The sequence below is a fragment of the Pseudomonas sp. WSY_20 genome (assembly GCF_043104335.1).
In the GTDB taxonomy this organism is placed as follows: Bacteria; Pseudomonadota; Gammaproteobacteria; order Pseudomonadales; family Pseudomonadaceae; genus Aquipseudomonas; species Aquipseudomonas parafulva_B.
On the sequence record NZ_JBICKP010000077.1, the window covers coordinates 94,799 to 112,064 of the forward strand.

At 61.9% G+C, this 17,266-nt stretch carries 13 protein-coding genes and 1 pseudogene; 5 read left to right on the forward strand and 9 right to left on the reverse strand.

What is annotated here, in order from left to right:
- Positions 1–51: 51 nt before the first annotated feature.
- The 6 genes and pseudogenes from ACF8E5_RS18400 to ACF8E5_RS18425 form a co-directional block, all read right to left on the reverse strand.
- Positions 52–903 (reverse strand): CAP domain-containing protein, encoded by an 852-nt coding sequence (locus ACF8E5_RS18400; protein ID WP_196185472.1) that lies wholly within the window; start codon positions 901–903, stop codon positions 52–54.
- 248 nt (positions 904–1,151) lie between these two features.
- Entirely contained in the window at positions 1,152–2,069 is a 918-nt protein-coding gene (locus tag ACF8E5_RS18405; RefSeq protein WP_392475638.1) for an AEC family transporter, read from the reverse strand.
- A 90-nt stretch (positions 2,070–2,159) separates the two neighbouring features.
- Positions 2,160–3,008, reverse strand: a complete 849-nt coding sequence (locus tag ACF8E5_RS18410) for a proline/glycine betaine ABC transporter permease (protein ID WP_078478541.1) — start codon at positions 3,006–3,008, stop codon at positions 2,160–2,162.
- Positions 3,005–4,021, reverse strand: a complete 1,017-nt coding sequence (locus tag ACF8E5_RS18415) for an ABC transporter substrate-binding protein (protein ID WP_058638319.1) — start codon at positions 4,019–4,021, stop codon at positions 3,005–3,007. The genes ACF8E5_RS18410 and ACF8E5_RS18415 overlap by 4 nt, the downstream gene beginning before the upstream one ends.
- Positions 4,022–4,090: 69 nt before the next feature.
- Positions 4,091–4,846 (reverse strand): methyl-accepting chemotaxis protein, encoded by a 756-nt coding sequence (locus ACF8E5_RS18420; protein WP_371259672.1) that lies wholly within the window; start codon positions 4,844–4,846, stop codon positions 4,091–4,093.
- Positions 4,847–4,948: 102 nt separating this feature from the next.
- Positions 4,949–6,235: pseudogene (locus ACF8E5_RS18425) on the reverse strand (HAMP domain-containing protein); the annotation flags it as partial.
- Between the two features lie 216 nt (positions 6,236–6,451).
- Here ACF8E5_RS18425 and ACF8E5_RS18430 point away from each other — a divergent pair.
- On the forward strand, positions 6,452–7,771 hold the full coding sequence (locus ACF8E5_RS18430; protein ID WP_196185476.1) for a Na+/H+ antiporter family protein: 1,320 nt from the start codon (positions 6,452–6,454) through the stop codon (positions 7,769–7,771).
- An 11-nt stretch (positions 7,772–7,782) separates the two neighbouring features.
- On the opposite strand, the gene ACF8E5_RS18435 is transcribed toward ACF8E5_RS18430, so the two are convergent.
- Positions 7,783–8,781: a FecR family protein gene (locus tag ACF8E5_RS18435; protein ID WP_392475639.1), complete on the reverse strand. Its 999-nt coding sequence runs from the start codon at positions 8,779–8,781 to the stop codon at positions 7,783–7,785.
- Between the two features lie 239 nt (positions 8,782–9,020).
- On the opposite strand from ACF8E5_RS18435, the gene ACF8E5_RS18440 reads away from it, so the two are divergent.
- The 4 genes from ACF8E5_RS18440 to ACF8E5_RS18455 all read left to right on the forward strand — a co-directional run bounded on the left by ACF8E5_RS18440 (position 9,021) and on the right by ACF8E5_RS18455 (position 13,672).
- Positions 9,021–9,494, forward strand: a complete 474-nt coding sequence (locus tag ACF8E5_RS18440) for a MarR family winged helix-turn-helix transcriptional regulator (protein WP_058638315.1) — start codon at positions 9,021–9,023, stop codon at positions 9,492–9,494.
- A 30-nt stretch (positions 9,495–9,524) separates the two neighbouring features.
- Positions 9,525–10,718 (forward strand): efflux RND transporter periplasmic adaptor subunit, encoded by a 1,194-nt coding sequence (locus ACF8E5_RS18445; protein WP_392475641.1) that lies wholly within the window; start codon positions 9,525–9,527, stop codon positions 10,716–10,718.
- Complete coding sequence (locus ACF8E5_RS18450; RefSeq protein WP_058638313.1) at positions 10,715–12,247, forward strand: DHA2 family efflux MFS transporter permease subunit; 1,533 nt, start codon at positions 10,715–10,717, stop codon at positions 12,245–12,247. The genes ACF8E5_RS18445 and ACF8E5_RS18450 overlap by 4 nt, the downstream gene beginning before the upstream one ends.
- 678 nt (positions 12,248–12,925) lie before the next feature.
- Entirely contained in the window at positions 12,926–13,672 is a 747-nt protein-coding gene (locus tag ACF8E5_RS18455; RefSeq protein WP_058638312.1) for an SDR family oxidoreductase, read from the forward strand.
- A 16-nt stretch (positions 13,673–13,688) separates the two neighbouring features.
- Here the strand turns inward: ACF8E5_RS18455 and ACF8E5_RS18460 are convergent, their stop codons facing one another.
- Entirely contained in the window at positions 13,689–15,332 is a 1,644-nt protein-coding gene (locus ACF8E5_RS18460) for an ATP-binding protein (protein WP_392475653.1), read from the reverse strand.
- A 484-nt stretch (positions 15,333–15,816) separates the two neighbouring features.
- On the reverse strand, positions 15,817–17,226 hold the full coding sequence (mapR, locus tag ACF8E5_RS18465; RefSeq protein WP_058605418.1) for a GntR family transcriptional regulator MpaR: 1,410 nt from the start codon (positions 17,224–17,226) through the stop codon (positions 15,817–15,819).
- Positions 17,227–17,266 lie beyond the last annotated feature (40 nt).

The window sequence follows — 17,266 nt, forward strand, 5'->3', positions numbered from 1 at the left end:
AAGCCCGGGGCCAAGACTGCGGGTGTTGGCTGTCGCTGGTGAAAGCTGGCGCTACTGCGGCGAGCCGAACAGGGCCGTCCAGTAGATGCCGGCATCGCTCTTCGGGTCTACGGCATAGGCTGCGCCGAGCTCCCGGAAGTCGGCGCTCATCAGGATTGCGCAGTGGCCTGGGCTGTCCAGCCAGCCTTGAACCACCTTGTGCGGCGTGTCGCGCCCGGCGGCGATGTTCTCGCCAATCTGCTGGTACAGATAACCGGCAAGCTCAGCCCGGTCGCCTGGGGTGCGGCCCTCTTTGTCGATGTGATCGAAGAAATTCTGGTTGGCCATGGCCCGTGTGTGGCTGGCCGCCACCCCGGCCAGCATCGTGTTCCAGCCAAGTGCAGGGGCGGCGGCGTAGGGCTGGCCGCCGCACTGGCGGGGTTGCTGACGCGCGGCGTTGATTTCCTGGAGCATCTTTTGCCCTTCCGCTTGCCAGTCGCCCAAGCGGCCAGAGAGCAGGGGGCGAGCCAGCACAACGCGCCAGTCCCGCCCTTCCTGGCTGACGCCGATGTCGACGAACTGAGGGTCGAGCACCACCTGGCAGAAGCTTTCTTCGATGGCGTGCATGGCTGCGCGTGCATCACGGGGACCAGAGAGGCTGATCGCCTGCACATTGACCATCGGGTAACCGGCGCGGGTCATGGCCTGCTGAAGGTCACGGGTGCCTTCAGGAGACAGCGCCAGGCGAGTGTCGCTGTTAAGCGGCGGTAGTTCCAGCGAAGCTTGCTCGCCGCAGGGCTGCGCCTGGCTGCGGTATGCGTTGATCGACGCGATCAGCTGTGCTTCTTCGCCCGTGACAGCCAGCGCCTGGGACGAAACGATCAGCCCAAGCGTGAAGGCAGCGACAGATGACAGGACGCGCATATGGTTCTCCCTGAGGCTGGCAGCGGCGAGTAGGCGCTGCCTATCCTACACAAGCCCGATGGTTTTGACCCGAGCTGTGCAACGCATTGAAAACGCCTGCAATCATTGTCGGTCGTAAGGGAGAGTAGACCGCAGCCCGGGCAAAAAGTGCGGCGATGTCCAGGCCAAACGTTGGTGGTAAGCGCCTGGTGGGCCTGGACCCGACGTGTACCCAGCATGACGTGGGCCATGCTGGGTTTGCGCGGCGGTTAGCCCAGTAGCAATGAAAGGACCAGAGGAAGCGTGGCCGCCGCCATCACCGTCTGTACCGCGATGATGGTCGCCATGAGGGGCGCGTTGCCGCCCATTTGCCTGGCCATGACGTAGGAAGACGATGCCGTTGGCAGCGCCTGGAAAAGCACCGCCACTACAGCGGCCTGGCCATTGAGACCGAGCAGGCGGCACAAGCCCCATGTCGTCGCTGGCATTACCAGAAACTTGAACACAGAAGCCGCTATCAATGGCTGGGCCTGATCACCGATACGTGCACCACCCAGTGCCGCACCAACGCACAGCAACCCCAGCGGCAACGCGGCATGGCCCAGCGCGCCGAGGGTAGGTTCGATACCAGCTGGCAACCCAAGCCCCGTCACCCGCAACAGCATGCCCCCCGCACACCCTAGAATCAGCGGGTTGGCCAGGATTGCCCGCAGTACCGCCAGCGGCGAGCTGTGCCGGGCGCTGAAGCGCGCGAAGACCAGCACGCAGAGCAGATTGACCAGTGGCACGATGGCTGCGTTGGCCACTGCTGCCAAGGCGATACCCGCACTGCCATAGATGCCCGCGGCCAGGGTCGCGCCGATGTAGTTGTTGAACCGGATGCCACCCTGAAACAGCGAGGTGAAGTCGGCGCCGTCGTGCTGGCGAACGCCTTGATACAGCACCAGCAGCAATGCCCCGGACAGGGTCGAGAGCATCAGCACCGCGACCATGCCCAGCACCGGCACCCCGTCCAGGTTGGCAGTGGCCAGGCCATGGAGGAACAACGAGGGCAGCAGCACGTAGTAGCTCAGGCGCTCGGCACCTGGCCAGAAGCTCTGCGCGACGAAGCCACGCACCCGCAGCAGCGTGCCCAGGGCGATCAACAGGATGATCGGAAGCAGGGTGGTCAACAGCACATGCAGCATGGAGACAGATCCGTGGCCGAGTACGTTGCACAGACTACCGGCCGGACACCCGCTTGGCCATGCCCGTCCCACCGGCCTGGCTAACGCCTTTCAACGCCGTCCACGCCCATATGCCTGGCTGATCCGGTCGATGACCATGGCCAGTGCCACGATGGCCAGCCCTGCCTCGACGCCCTGGCCGACGTTCAGCGTCTGGATGCCTGCCAGTACATCTTCACCCAGCCCTCGCGCCCCAATCATCGACGCGACCACGACCATCGACAGGGCCATCATCACCGACTGATTGAGCCCGGCCATGATGCTGGGCAGCGCCAGGGGCAGGGCGATGCGCCTGAGTCGCTGAGCGCGGGTCGCGCCGAGGCCTTGGGCAGCCTTGAGCAACGATGGGTCTATCTGGCTCAACCCAAGCTCGGTGAGCCGCACCAAAGGGGGCAGGGCATAGATCAAGGTCGCGAAAACCGCAGGCACCTTGCCCAGGCCGAAGAGCATCAACACGGGAATCAGGTAGACGAAGGCGGGTAGGGTCTGCATCACGTCGAGCACCGGCATTACCAGGCGTCTTGCCAACGGCCGAGCTGCCAGCACGACGCCCAACGGTATGCCCACCAGCACGCACAGCCCGGTACTGACCAGCACCAACGCCAGGGTTTGCAGCAGTTTGTCCCACAACCCCAGCATGCCGATGAGTGCCAGCAGCCCTACCAGAACACAACTTCGCAGCAGGCTTCGGCACGCATGCCAGGCCAGCGCACCGACCCCCGCCAGCAGTAGCCACCACGGCATGAGCCGCAGCAGGTTTTCCAGGCCGACGAGCACTTGCAGCAACTGGTCGGAGACGCTGCGCAAGTGATCCCCGTAGTGGAGTACCAACCAGTCGACCATGCGGTTGACCTGGTCGGCGAAGGAAAACTGCAAAGCCTGGGGAAAACCATTGCTCACAGACCGCCCTCGACCTTGGTGGCCACGTGCTCGGGAAGCCAAGCCTTCCACACTTGCGGGTGCTGGCGCATGAACGCCAAGGCGGCGTCACGGGGAGGGGTCCGTTTTTCGCTCATTTGCGCCAGTGCCTGGTTGAGCGGGTCGATAGGCAGGTCCACCCGCTCGAACACCTGGACCAAGTCCGGGTATTGCTCACGAAAGGCTTTGGACACGCCAACCGAAAGTTTGGCTGGCAGCGAACTGCTGCCTGTTGGAGCTGGGTTGGCAGGGTCGGTCAACGTCGCCCAGGCCTGGGCATCGAATGCAGGTTCCTGTAGCCGCACGAGCTTGTAGCGGCCCATGAGCGGCGTAGGGTTCCAGTAGTAGAAAAGCACGGGTTGGCCCCGGCGAATAGCCGACCCGATCTCGGCATCCATTGCGGCCCCCGACCCTGTGCGCAAGTTCGTGTACAGTTCGTCGAGGCCATAGGCCTTGAGCTTCTGGCTGTTCACGGTTTCGGACGTCCAACCACTGGGGCTGTTAAGGAAACGGCCTTTGTCGGGTGATTCGGGGTCGCGGAACACCGGGGCGTAGCGCTTTAGGTCTTCGACGCTGTGCAACTCAGGTGCCAAGGGCTTGAGGTTACGCGACGCATCGCCTTCGATGACATACGCCGGTACCCACCAGCCTTCTTCGGCATGCTTGACCGTGTCGCCCAGTGCAAACACCTGGCCTGCCTGCTCGGCCTTGACCCAGGCAGGGCTGCGGCCCGCCCACTCTTCGGCGATTACCTGCAAGTCGTTACGGGCCAGGGCGACTTCCAGGCTGACCGTGCTCCCAGGCAGTGTTTCGGTGGCGTAGCCGTAGCCACGCTCGACGATCACGCGCAGGAGTTCGGTGGTGAAGGCACCGCTTTCCCAGGTAAGGGCGCCAAAGCGAATGGGCGATTTCTGATCGGCAGCGCCAGCGCTGTCGGCAGTGGCCAGACCCAGGGCGAACAGCACCCCGAACAGCAGCGATGAACCTCGTTTCATGCCTAACCTCGTCGTCTACAGCCCTTCGGGGATGGGGCAAGTGTAGACGACGCGGCGCAGGCGGCAGACTTAGACGCGGAACTGGTCCATCAATGCCTGCTGCTGGTTGGCCAAGGCATTGAGCGACTGACTGACCCTCGCCGATTCGTTGGCCTGGCCGGACAGCGACTCGGTGACATCGCGAATGGTTGCCACGTTGCTGTTGATTTCTTCAGCCACCGCGCTTTGTTCCTCGGCTGCCGAGGCGATCTGCAGGTTCATGTCGGTGATGACCGTCACCGCCTGGCCAATGCGCTGCAAGGCGGTCACGGCCTGGCCCACCTGCTGCACGCCGCTTTGGGCCTGACGATGGCTGTTGTCCATTGCGCCCACCACTTCGCGGGTACCGTCCTGCAAGGCTTCGATGACCTGGCGGGTTTCTTCGACCGACTCCTGGGTGCGCTGGGCCAGGTTGCGGACTTCGTCGGCGACCACCGCAAAGCCGCGCCCGGCCTCACCGGCTCGGGCTGCTTCGATGGCGGCGTTGAGCGCCAGCAAGTTGGTCTGCTCGGCAATCGAGCGGATGACCTCCAGTACGGAGCCAATTTTCTCGCTGTTCTGCGACAGGCCCTGCACCTCGGCCATGGCCGTGCTCATGTCAGCGGCCAGTGAGTCGATGCTGTGGGTGGTGCGATCGATCACCGCCAACCCTTCGCGGGTGGCCTGGTCGGCGTCGCGTGCCGCCTGCGCGGCTTGCGCAGCGCTTCGGGCGACGTCCTGGGCGGTCGCGCTCATCTCATGGGAGGCGGTGGCTACCTGGTCCACCTGGCGGTATTGCTGTTCCATGCCGGCGCTGGTCTGGGTAGCGATGGCCGATGACTGATCGGCCGTTGAGCGGGCGGCCTGTACCGACTGTTTTACCTCGGCGATGGTGGGCTGCAGTTTGTCCAGGAAACGGTTGAACCAGCCCGCCAGTTCGCCCAGTTCATCCTGCTTGTCGTAGGTCAAACGGCGGGTCAGGTCACCTTCGCCACTGGCGATGTCCTTGAGCATGGCCGCCACGCCCAGGATCGGGCGGGTAACGCCACGGGCCATCAGCCACACCATCAGCAGGCCGAAGATGGCTGCTGCCAGGCCAAGGCCCAGTTCGAGGAGGGTACCGCTGGTGTTGAGGGCGTCCAGTTCCTGTTTCAGTGCCTCGGCAGGCCCGGTCAGGGCGTTTTCAGGGACGTCCAGCAACACGCCCCATGGCTTGGCGTCCGGAATCGGACGGAAGGCCGCGAGCACTTTCAGGCGCTGGCGATCATTGATGATGGTCATTTTGCCGTCGGCCATCTTGGCCACCAGGTCTGCACCCTTGGTCGTGTCGATCTGGTCGAAGCGCTGGGAGAGCTTGCTGGCATCTAGACTGTAACCTGCCAGCAAGCCCACTGGGCTCAGAATGCCCACGGTGGTGCGGCCTTCATAGAGGCTGCGGCTGGCCTGTTCGCTCAGTGCCTGCAAGCTGTTCAGGTTGATGTCCACCGACAGCGTGGCGATCGCCTTGCCGTCCACCACCAGCGGGAAGACGATGCTGGTCATCAGCACCTGCTGGCCATCGATGGCATAGAAGTAGGGTTCGACCACGCAGACCTTGCCCGACGTGCGCGGGCATACCCACCAGGTATTGGCAGGTTGGCCGCTAGGCCCGATGGAAGTGTCGGCCATGTCGCGCTCGGGCAGAGCCATCGAGGTCAGCTGGCCCACGTGCGGTTGCGACCAGTACAGGGCGAAGCGGCCGGTTTCGTTGCTGCCAAGCTGTGCCTGGCCGGCGAACAGGCTGTCCTTGCTGTCCAGCGCATTGGGCTCGAACACCAGTGACAGGCCCAGCAGATCGGGGTTGGCCTGAAGCGCGGCACGCACCTGCCGGGTCATGTCCTCGCGCAGGTCGAACGCATCGAGAAAGCGCTTTTCGGCCTGTTCGCGCAGGAACAGTACCTGCCTGGCAAAGCCCGCGCCGTACTGGTAGGCATCCATGAATTGGCGGCGGATGTTCAGGGCCTGTACCTCGCCCTGGGATTCGATGCGCGACTGGGCCGATTCGGTCAGCATCTGCATGCTGCTGGCCTTGACCAGGTCCGAGCTGTGGTCCATCCGGTACAGGGACAACCCGATGAGCAGGGTGACGATGCCGGCCAGGCACAGGCCGGCCAGCAATGTGATTTTCCATTGGATGGAAAGGTGTCGCAGAGGCATGGGGCAGATCCCTTTTTTTGACAAGTAAGGGTTAGGGCACGGGCGAGGCGATTTCCAGCCCCAGGTGGGTATCGGCGCCTACAGACTTTTCTTTATTCAAACATTCAATTTAATCCGCCCGGTTGCGGGCAAATCGCCGCTGCGTGGCAGTTTTGACATCTGCCGTGCACTGCGTCAGAGTGCGCGCTTTTTTGTCCCCAGTGAGGTAAGCCCCCCATGAATGCAGTGATTGCCGCGGTTGGCATCATGCTGATACTGAGCCTGTCCCGCGTACATGTGGTCATTGCCCTGATCGTCGGTGCCCTGGCAGGTGGGCTGGTCGGCGGTCTGGGCGTGCAAGGCACGCTTGAGGCCTTCAATGGCGGGCTCGGTGGCGGGGCCACCGTGGCGCTGTCCTACGCGCTGCTGGGTGCCTTTGCCGTGGCCATCGCCAAATCCGGCCTGGCGCATGCCTTGGCCGACCGGGCTTTGGCCATGATCGACCGGCAAGGCCACGACCAAGCTGGCAGGGTGAAATGGTTGATGATCGGCCTGATGCTGGTGGTGGCCGTCTCGTCTCAGAATATTCTGCCCATTCACATCGCCTTCATTCCATTGCTGGTACCGCCGCTGCTTTATGTGCTGACCCGCCTGCGCATCGACCGGCGCCTGATCGCCTGCGTCATTACATTCGGCTTGATCACGCCCTACATTTTCCTGCCAGTGGGTTTCGGCAATATCTTCCTCAATCAGATTCTGCTGGCCAACGTAGCGCGTGCAGGGGTCGATATCACTGGGGTCAACGTCACCCACGCCATGGCCATTCCCGCCGCTGGCATGTTGGTAGGCCTGCTGTTGGCCGTGTTTGTCAGCTACCGGAAAAAACGCGACTACGATCTGGCGCGCATCGAGCAGGTCGAGCAGGTAAGCGTGCGCTACAACCCGATGACACTGTTGGTGGCCGGCATTGCGATCGTTGCCGCGTTCGTCGTCCAGCTGCTGGTGGACTCGATGATCATCGGCGCAATGGTCGGCTTTCTGATCTTCTCGCTGTCGGGCATCGTTAAGTGGCGCGACACCGATGACCTGTTCACCGAAGGCATGAAGATGATGGCCATGATTGGTTTCATCATGATCACCGCCTCAGGCTTTGCAGACGTCATGAAAGCCACTGGTGATGTACAAAGCCTCGTCGAAACGTCGGCGCATTGGATCAACCACAGCAAAGGGGTAGGGGCCTTGCTGATGCTGTTGGTGGGCCTGCTGGTCACCATGGGCATCGGCTCGTCGTTTTCCACCGTACCGATTCTGGCCGCGATTTTCGTACCGCTGTGCGTCCAGCTCGGCTTCGACCCTTTGGCGACCGTGTGTATCGTGGGTACGGCAGGCGCGTTGGGTGACGCAGGCTCGCCAGCCTCGGATTCCACCCTGGGCCCAACTTCCGGGCTCAATGTGGACGGGCAGCACCATCACATTTGGGACACGGTGGTGCCGACATTCATTCACTACAATCTGCCGCTGCTGGCCTTCGGGTGGCTGGCCGCGATGACGCTCTAGCAGCAGGCGGCTCAGCGCTTGGCGGGCGGCGGCGAGATACGGTTGAGCACCGTGCTGCCGTCGTTGCTGCGGGTTAGGTAGATCGGCAGCACCTTGGGCAGGTTGTTGACCAGCTGGCCTACCTCCCGGGTGTTGTAGATGCCGCTGATACGAATCTGACCGGTACCGGAATCGGCAAGCCTGAGCGGCTTGTCGAGGTAGCGGTTTATGGCCGGCAGTGCTTGTTCAAGGGTCAAGTTGTCGAGCACCAGTTTGCCGCTGCGCCAGGCCAGCGCGTCGGCAAAGTTGCTGTTTTCCAGCAGTTGAGGCTCGAAATCGCCCTTGCGGTAGATGGCCTGCATGCCAGGGCCAAGCCGATAGCCCGTCTTGCCCTCGCTGGAGACCAGCACCGATCCCTCGACCAGGGTCACTTTAACGCTGTCCTGGTATTTCCAGACATTGAAGCGGGTACCTGTCACGCGGGTCTGGCCATTGCCGGCACGGACCACGAAGGGGTGGGTGCTGTCGTGGTGCACCGTGAAGAATGCCTCGCCATGCTTGAGTGTGACACGGCGCTGGTGCTTGAAGTTGAGGTAGGTCAGGTCGGTGTTCAGGTTGAGCTGCACCGTGCTGCCGTCGCTCAACTGCACGGTCTGCATGTGGTCCGTGGTCTCGAAATGCTGGTAGCGGTTGGGAACCCAGCCTTGCTCCCAGCCGATCCATCCCACCAACGGGAGTGCCGCCAATGCGATGACGGCTGCGTAAGCCTGGGCGCGCCATCTGCGACCGCTGCGCCTGACCGGGCCAGCGTGCCCGATCGCTTGAGCGGGCCGCGGCAGCAGGTCAGCCGTGTGCCAGATAGCCAGCATGGCTTGGTATTCCTCGGCATGACGCGGATCGGCTGCCAGCCACCGGGCAAACGCCTCACGCTCTGCAGTCGTGCAATCGCCTTCATGCAGGCGCATGCACCAGTGCGCAGCGGCATCGGCCATGCTGTCATCGATGTGGATAGTAGGGCGGTCTTGATTCATCGCGGCTCCGGGTTTTGCGCATTCTAACGTTCCACCGATGCGTCGAGGAACACGCCAAGCCGCTAATCCCTTTCATTTCCCGGTCTTTTCCGGCGAAAGCTTTCAAATTTTTTCGCTTTTGAGAACGCTTCGCGCCATGACTAAAGGCCCTCGGTACGCGTACATAGCAAGCTAATTAAGTCTTTGACATTCACTGCCTAGGCAGTAATATTTGCACACACTTGTTCGAGCAATCATTCATGCCCCATTTCTCGCCTGACAATTTCGAGACGTGCGCCATCGGCATGTTGCTGGGCCGTGCGGCGCTTCTGAAGGACCGGATTCTCGACTGGCATCTGGAGTCCGAGGGCGTCACGGCTGCGCAGTTCAAGGTGTTGATCATCGTGACGCAGTACCAGGTCGATACACCCGCTGAGGTCTGCCGCTACCTGGGTCTGGACAGCGGATCGATGACGCGCATGCTCGATCGCCTGGAGCACAAGGATCTGCTTGTACGCACCCGATGCCCCACGGACCGCCGCGTGGTGCGCCTGGCGTTGACCGCCGATGGCCAGCGGCTGGCCGACCGTTTGCCCGAGATCGGCGCTGCCGCCATGAACGAGCTGTGTGGCGCACTGGCAGCCGATGAGCTCCAAGACCTGGAGCGTCTGCTGGCCAAGGTACTGCTTGGCGCTGGCGATCCGCTGACGATCCGTCGTTTCGGTGATCGTTGAACCCCGTTTCCTTTATTCCAAGGTATTGTCATGGACACTTCCTCAGACACCCCTGCACCTACCGAGGCACCTGCCTCCTCGCGCAAGCGCAAGCTCTGGCTGATTGGCCTGCTGGTGCTGCTGATCCTCGGCGGGTTGGGCACCTGGGCCTGGTACAGCCTGGTTGGGCGTTGGTACGAGAGCACCGATGACGCCTACGTCAACGGCAATGTGGTCGAAATCACGCCATTGGTGACCGGGACGGTCACCAGCATTGGCGCCGACGATGGCGACCTGGTACATGCCGGCCAGGTCTTGCTGCAGTTCGACCCGGCCGACAGCCAGGTGGCCCTGCAATCGGCTCAAGCCAACCTTGCGCGTACCGTAAGGCAGGTGCGTGGTCTGTACAGCAACGTCGATTCGCTCAAGGCACAGTTGCAGACGCGCCAAGCCGAACTGCGCAAGGCTCAGCAGGACTTTAACCGGCGCAAGGTGCTGGCCGAAAGCGGCGCCATTGCCGGCGAAGAGCTTTCCCATGCGCGCGATGACCTGAGTGTTGCCCAGGCGGCTGTCAACAGTGCCCGCCAGCAACTGAGTACCAGTGCTGCTTTGGTCGACGATACCGTGGTGGCTTCGCACCCGGAAGTCATGGCCGCGGCGGCCGATCTGCGGCAGGCCTACCTGGCCCATGCGCGCACCACGCTGGTCGCGCCGGTGACCGGCTACGTTGCCAAGCGCAGCGTGCAGCTCGGGCAGCGCCTGCAACCCGGTACTGCCACCATGGCAGTGATCCCGCTCGACCAGGTGTGGATCGACGCCAACTTCAAGGAAACCCAGCTGCGCCAGATGCGCATCGGCCAACCGGTGGAGATCACTGCCGACCTGTATGGCAGCGACGTCACCTACAGCGGCACGGTGGACAGCCTGGGTGCCGGCACCGGTAGCGCCTTCGCCTTGCTGCCTGCGCAGAACGCGACCGGCAACTGGATCAAGATCGTGCAGCGGGTGCCGGTGCGGATTCACCTGAACCCCGACCAGTTGAAGGACCATCCCATGCGAATCGGCCTGTCCACGGTTGTGGATGTGGACCTGCACGACCAGAGTGGCCCGGCCCTGGCCCAGCAACCGCCGCAACAGGCGAGCTACACCACCGACGTCTACGATCGCCAGTTGGTCGAGGCGGACAAGCTGATCGAGCAACTGATCCGTGACAACAGCGCGTCTGGCAAGACGGCTCAGCGATGAGCAATAACGCCACTGCCCAGTTCACCCCGCCAAGCCTGCTGCTGACCACCATCGGCTTGTCGCTTGCCACGTTCATGCAGGTGCTGGACACCACCATTGCCAACGTGGCCTTGCCGACCATCTCGGGCAACTTGGGGGTCAGTTACGAGCAAGGGACATGGGTCATCACCTCGTTCGCCGTGAGCAATGCCATCGCCTTGCCGCTGACGGGCTGGTTGAGCCGGCGCTTTGGCGAAGTGAAGTTGTTCCTGTGGGCGACCTTGCTGTTCGTGCTGGCATCGTTCTTGTGTGGGATCGCCCAATCGATGCCGGAGCTTGTAGGCTTTCGGGTGTTGCAAGGGGTGGTAGCCGGTCCGTTGTATCCCATGACCCAGACCCTGCTGATTGCGGTCTACCCCCCTGCCAAGCGGGGTATGGCGCTTGCGCTACTGGCCATGGTAACGGTTGTGGCGCCTATTGCCGGGCCCATCCTGGGTGGGTGGATCACGGACAGTTACAGCTGGCCATGGATCTTCTTCATCAACGTGCCTATCGGCCTGTTCGCCGCTGCGGTGGTGCGCCAGCAGATGCGCGATCGTCCAGTGGTCACCAGCCGGCAGCCGATGGACTACATAGGGCTGCTGACCTTGATTGTTGGGGTAGGGGCGTTGCAGGTGGTGCTGGACAAAGGCAATGACCTGGACTGGTTCGAGTCCTCGTTCATCATCATCGGCACGCTGATCTCCGTCGTGTTTTTGGCCGTGTTCGTCATCTGGGAACTCACCGACCGGCACCCGGTGGTAAACCTGCGGTTGTTCGCCCACCGCAATTTCCGCGTGGGGACCATCGTCCTGGTGGGTGGCTATGCAGGGTTCTTCGGCATCAACTTGATCCTGCCGCAGTGGTTGCAGACACAGATGGGCTACACCGCCACCTGGGCGGGCCTGGCGGTGGCGCCTATCGGGATATTGCCGGTAATCATGTCACCATTCGTGGGCAAGTACGCGCATCGCTTCGATTTGCGGATTCTGGCAGGGCTAGCGTTCCTGGCCATCGGCAGCAGCTGCTACATGCGGGCGGGGTTCACCAGCCAGGTGGATTTCCAGCATGTGGCATTGGTGCAGTTGTTCATGGGGATTGGGGTTGCGCTGTTCTTCATGCCCACACTGAGCATCCTGTTGTCGGACCTGCCGCCCCAGCAGATAGCCGACGGATCAGGCTTGGCAACGTTCCTGCGCACATTGGGTGGGAGCTTCGCGGCTTCGTTGACGACGTGGATCTGGATTCGACGGGCTGACCAGCACCATGCCTACTTGAGTGAGCACATCAGTCAGTACGAGCCGGCGACGCGGCACACGCTTGAGCAGATGGGTGGGGCGAACCTGCACAACTATGCGCAGCTGGAGCAGGTGCTCAACGGGCAGGCTTACATGATGTCGACGGTGGACTACTTCATGTTGATGACGTGGGTGTTCGCAGGGTTGATTTTGTTGGTCTGGTTCGCGAAGCCGCCGTTTACGGCCAAGGCGGGGCCGGGGGGCGGGCATTGAGTTTGATTTGGGGTACGCGACCGGTGCCTTTGCTAAGTACTGGGGCTTGTGTAGCGGTCTTGCCGGGGCGCCGGACCGACCGCGATAGGCTGCGCAGCAGCCCCAAGTGAGTTTGATGGGGAACCGTGAATTTCGAGTCCTCGCTGCTGAACATCGCCGCATCAGCGCGGTAACCTTGGAAAGACGTTTGTGCATGCACGTCCCGATCAGGGGCAGATCTTCCTACCCCCACCCCTGGCTTGGCCATCGCGTCGAAGAGGCCCATGTGGCCATCCTCACGGTTGTCACTGGCATCCCTCATCTCATTACGTTGCGTTCGGGTTCGTTCCATGGCAATGGCTCTGTGTCGCCGCTCATCCGTGCAGTGGCGAATGGGTAATCAGGACAGTGTTCCATTTGCCATCTTCTATATTCTCAATTGCTGATGTCATCGCGCAGGGGGGGCCAAATTTTCGTAGGAAGTTTCGTTGTGAAACGCGCTTTCTATAAGTATTCTCGGACTTCGGTGCAGTATTTACCGACAACAAATCACTATCTTAGATAGGGTTTAGTCGATTAATTCACGAACTCACGCCTAACTGAAAGTTTGCTTGTTCAGCCCATCTTGGCCCGCTTAACTGGCAACCGCCTTTCATTTCCTCTATCTTCAAACCACCACCTCAACATATCCGGCACCTCATGAACCCCGTCATCCTCATCACCGGTGCCAGCCGCGGCATAGGCGCTGCCACCGCCCTGCTCGCCGCCCGGCATGGCTACCATCTGTGCATCAACTACCGCAGCAACGATGAAGCTGCCGATGCCATCCTTAGCCAGGTCCGTACCTTGGGCGCAAAGGCTATCGCCGTGCGCGCCGACGTCAGCAGCGAAGCCGACATCATCGCGATGTTCCAACGTGTAGATGAAGATCTGGGGCCGATCTCGGCCCTGGTGAACAATGCCGCCACCATCGCTCCCCAAACCCGCCTCGAACATATGACCGAGGCGCGATTGCTCAGCATGATGAAGACCAACATCGTCGGCCCCATGCTCTGCGCCAAGCACGCTGTATTGCGAATGGCCGCACGTCACGGGGGGAATGGCGGGGGCATCGTCAACGTCTCATCCCTGGCCGCCCGCCTCGGGTCACCGAACGAGTACATTGATTACGCCGCCTCCAAAGGCGCGCTCGACACGTTCACGGTGGGCCTGGCCAAAGAGCTGGCTGCTGAAGGGGTAAGGGTCAACGGGGTCAGGCCCGGCTACATCCACACCGGCTTTCATGCGCTGTCGGGAGATCCGGATCGCGTCAGCAAACTCGAGCCTGGGTTGCCCATGGGCCGAGGCGGGCGGCCTGAGGAGGTGGCCGAGGCGATCCTCTGGCTGCTGTCTGACAAAGCTTCCTATTCGACAGGTACATTCATCGACCTGAGTGGCGGAAGATGACCAGCTGCTCGCATCATCAACTGCGCCTGTTCGAGTCGGCGGCGGCGCTCGCCAGCAGCAGGCCCACCTGTTCGACCAGCGCGGCCAATGCGAAGGGCTTGCACATCACCGCACCTCTGCGCGACATGGCGATGCCCTGTTGATCAGCGTAGCCAGTGATGTAGAGCAGGGCTGCCGAGTCGGGCAGGGCGGTTTCCAGCTGCTTGCCACTGACTCTCCCTGGCAAACCGATGTCGCTAATCAACAGCGATGGCTGCAGGCCGGCCCTTAACGCTTTCAAGGCCTGCGAGCCCTCGGTGAAGACGCGCACCTCCATCCCTTGATCAATGAGCAGTTCCTCTATCACCAGCCGCAATGTGTCTTCGTCCTCCACCAGCATGACCAGATGCTTGCCCTGCTGGGGAGGGCAGAAGGGCGTTGATACCTTGTCAATGCTCGCAGCGACCTGGCCTGTGTCCTTGGGTAGATAGAGGTCTACGCAGGTTCCTTGCCCCGGCGAGCTGGTGATCTTTACCTGCCCCTCGGATTGACGGATGAAGCCGTAGACCATGGGGAGCCCCAGTCCCGATCCCTGGCCGAGCGGCTTGGTGGTGAAAAACGGTTCCATGGCACGTTCTGCCACATCGCTGCTCATTCCTACGCCATTGTCACTGACAGAAATCCTGACGTAATCGCCGACAGGCAAATGCAGTCGTTCGGCCAGTGAAGGGTATACCCGCACGTCACTGTTGCGAATGATCAGCGTGCCGCCTACCGGCATGGCGTCGCGTGCATTGATGCACAGGTTGAGCAATGCGTTTTCCAGCTGGGAAGGGTCAATCTGGACAAGCCAGTGCCCAGACTTGGTGAGGTCCTGGAACTCGATGCTGGCGTGCAACGAGCTTTTGATGAGATCGTGCATGCTGGTCACCAACTCATGGACGTCGACGGTCTGCGGGCTCAGTTTCTGTTGCCGAGCGAACGCCAGCAGTCGTTGCACCAGTGTGGCCGCTCGCTTCGTATCCTGCCTGGCCAACCCCATGAGCCTGGCAGCATCCGGATAGCGACCTTCGGTTTGTCGCTGAGCGGCAACCTCCAGCGCCCCCATTATGCTGCCGAGCAAATTGTTGAAGTCATGGGAGATACCGCCGGTCAGCTGTCCGATAGCCTCCATTTTCTGGGACTGCCTTAGGGTTTCTTCCACTTGCTCAAGGCGCTGTTGTTCAGCGACGCGCTCAGTGATGTCGTAGGCGAACATGAAACCACCCTGCACGACCTGCTCGGCATCGAGCAGCGGGTTGTAGCGCACCTCGTAGTGGCGGACATTTCCTTCCAGGCCAACGGCAACGGTGTCCACGAAAGATTCACCCGTCATGATCCTTGGCCACAGCCCGTTCAGTTGCTTGACGATGTCCGGCTGGTCGGCGATGAAGTCGGGGATGTACTCACCGACCTTGGGCACCAGGCCGCGCCAGCGTTTGAGGGTTTCCTGCGCGGTGCGGTTGATCGCCAGCAGCCTGAAGTTGCAATCGGCCGCGAATACGTTGGCAACGCTGTGATCGACCAGATTGCCCAGCAGCTTGCGACTGGCAAGCTCTCTGTCCACTTGCTGCGCCAGTTCCTGGTTGAGCGCCTGCAACTGATGGATGCCAGCGTTTTCGTCGGGCCTGCCGGTGAACAGAACCAGCAATATCCGCTCGCAGGCGGGCTCGAGGCGGCTAACTTTCAAGGTCAGCCACCGGTTCGAGACTGCCAGCCGCTGCTCGAAGTGCAGGGGCACACCCGTACGCGCCACCTCGGCGAAATGTGGGAGCCATTGGTCCACTTCGTCGGGGATGGTCTGCCTTGCGGTCAAACCTACCTCTTTAAAATGGAGGGTGTGGCGGGCACAAGCCGCGTTGTACATCAGGTAGCGATAGTCATTGAGTTGGCCGTGCTCATCCTCGAGCACTTGCAGGACGCACAGGCCTTCATCGATTTGCTCGACGACGGCGTCATAGGCAGCAGCTTTCAGGCGCAGCTGCTCGTGCTCGGCCTCGAGCTCAAGCAGCCTGGCCTGTAGCGCTGCGCGGTCATCCAGAGGCGTTTGTGATGTCATGCGGGCGATTCGGCTTGGAAATTTCGACAACTATAGCCGTGCGCGCATGAAGGGTTGAACGCAGACCTCAGAAAGAGCGAATTATCCGCCCCAGGGTGGCCATTGCCTGCTCGGCTGCTTCGTTCCAAGGGCTGCCATAGTTGAGCCGGATGCAGTTGCCGAAGCGTCGGGTGGGCGAGAAGATCGGCCCCGGGGCAATGCTGATGCCTTGCGCCAGGGCCATGTGGAACAGCTTCAGCGCGTCCATCTGTTGCGGTAACTCCAGCCAGAGGAAGTACCCCCCTGACGGTTGACTGACCCGTGTCTGTGCCGGGAAGTGACGCCCGATCGCCGCCAGCATATTGGCTTGCTGGCCTTCGAGTGCATAACGCAACTTGCGCAGGTGGCGATCGTAGCCACCGTGCTGGAGGTAGTCGGCGATGGCAGCCTGGGCGGGCATCGAGGCGCAGAGCGAGGTCATGAGCTTCAACCGCTCGACCTTCTGCGCAAACCGCCCTGCGGCGACCCAGCCGATGCGGTAGCCCGGGGCGAGGCTCTTGGCGAAGGAGCCGCAGTGCATGACCAGGCCCTGGGTATCGAATGCCTTCGCAGGCTTGGGTGCCTGCTGGGCGTAGTAGAGCTCGGCGTAGACATCGTCTTCAATAAGGGGCACTTGGTGGCGTGTCACCAGCTCGACCAACGCCTGCTTCTTGGCCTCCGGCATGCTGGCGCCGACCGGGTTCTGGAACGTGGTCATGCACCACACCGCCTTGACCGGGTGCTTTTGCAGCGTTTGGGCCAGCACCTCCAGGTCCATGCCCTCGCGGGGATGCACGGGAATTTCCACGGCTTTGAGTTTGAGCCGCTCCAGTATCTGCAGGCAAGCATAGAACGCGGGCGCTTCGATTGCGACCAGGTCACCTGGCTGGGTGACAGCCTGAAGACAAAGGTTCAGGGCCTCAAGTGCGCCGTTGGTGATCAGCAGCTCTTCCATCGGCAGCATCAGCCCGCCGACCATGTAGCGCAGGGCAATCTGCCGACGCAGTTGCGGGTTGCCGGGCGACAGGTCGGTGACCGCCACACGAGGGTCCATGGCACGGCTGGCGCTGGCCAGTGACCGGGACAGGCGCTGCAGAGGGAATAGCGAGGGACTGGGGAAGGCCGAACCGAAGGGTACCGTGTTGGGGTCCTTGATCGAATCAAGGATGGAAAAAACCAGGGCACTGACGTCCACATCAGTGGACTCGCTGATCGGGTGCAGCGCTTGGGGCTCGCTGAATTGACGAGTGGCGTGGGCATTGACGAAGTAGCCCGAGCGCGGCCGGGCGCGAATCAGTCCACGCCGTTCCAGCAGGTAATACGCCTGGAAAACCGTGGAGGGGCTGACCCCATGGGTCTGGCTGGCGTACCGCACGGAGGGCACGCGTTCACCAGGGCCCAGTACGCCGGAGCGGATGAGTTCGGCGATGTCGTCGGCGAAGCGTTCGTAACGTTTCATTGTGGCCTTCTGTCGAAGCCTGGCAGGCAAGGGAAGAGGA

Excerpts from the sequence above, each read along its gene's own strand:
- ACF8E5_RS18400 (WP_196185472.1), bottom strand. The coding sequence starts at position 903 with ATGCGCGTCCTGTCATCTGTCGCTGCCTTCACGCTTGGGCTGATCGTT.
- ACF8E5_RS18405 (WP_392475638.1), bottom strand. The coding sequence starts at position 2,069 with ATGCTGCATGTGCTGTTGACCACCCTGCTTCCGATCATCCTGTTGATC.
- ACF8E5_RS18415 (WP_058638319.1), bottom strand. The coding sequence starts at position 4,021 with ATGAAACGAGGTTCATCGCTGCTGTTCGGGGTGCTGTTCGCCCTGGGT.
- ACF8E5_RS18420 (WP_371259672.1), bottom strand. The coding sequence starts at position 4,846 with ATGGAACAGCAATACCGCCAGGTGGACCAGGTAGCCACCGCCTCCCAT.
- ACF8E5_RS18430 (WP_196185476.1), top strand. The coding sequence starts at position 6,452 with ATGAATGCAGTGATTGCCGCGGTTGGCATCATGCTGATACTGAGCCTG.
- ACF8E5_RS18435 (WP_392475639.1), bottom strand. The coding sequence starts at position 8,781 with ATGAATCAAGACCGCCCTACTATCCACATCGATGACAGCATGGCCGAT.
- ACF8E5_RS18440 (WP_058638315.1), top strand. The coding sequence starts at position 9,021 with ATGCCCCATTTCTCGCCTGACAATTTCGAGACGTGCGCCATCGGCATG.
- ACF8E5_RS18445 (WP_392475641.1), top strand. The coding sequence starts at position 9,525 with ATGGACACTTCCTCAGACACCCCTGCACCTACCGAGGCACCTGCCTCC.
- ACF8E5_RS18450 (WP_058638313.1), top strand. The coding sequence starts at position 10,715 with ATGAGCAATAACGCCACTGCCCAGTTCACCCCGCCAAGCCTGCTGCTG.
- ACF8E5_RS18455 (WP_058638312.1), top strand. The coding sequence starts at position 12,926 with ATGAACCCCGTCATCCTCATCACCGGTGCCAGCCGCGGCATAGGCGCT.
- mapR (WP_058605418.1), bottom strand. The coding sequence starts at position 17,226 with ATGAAACGTTACGAACGCTTCGCCGACGACATCGCCGAACTCATCCGC.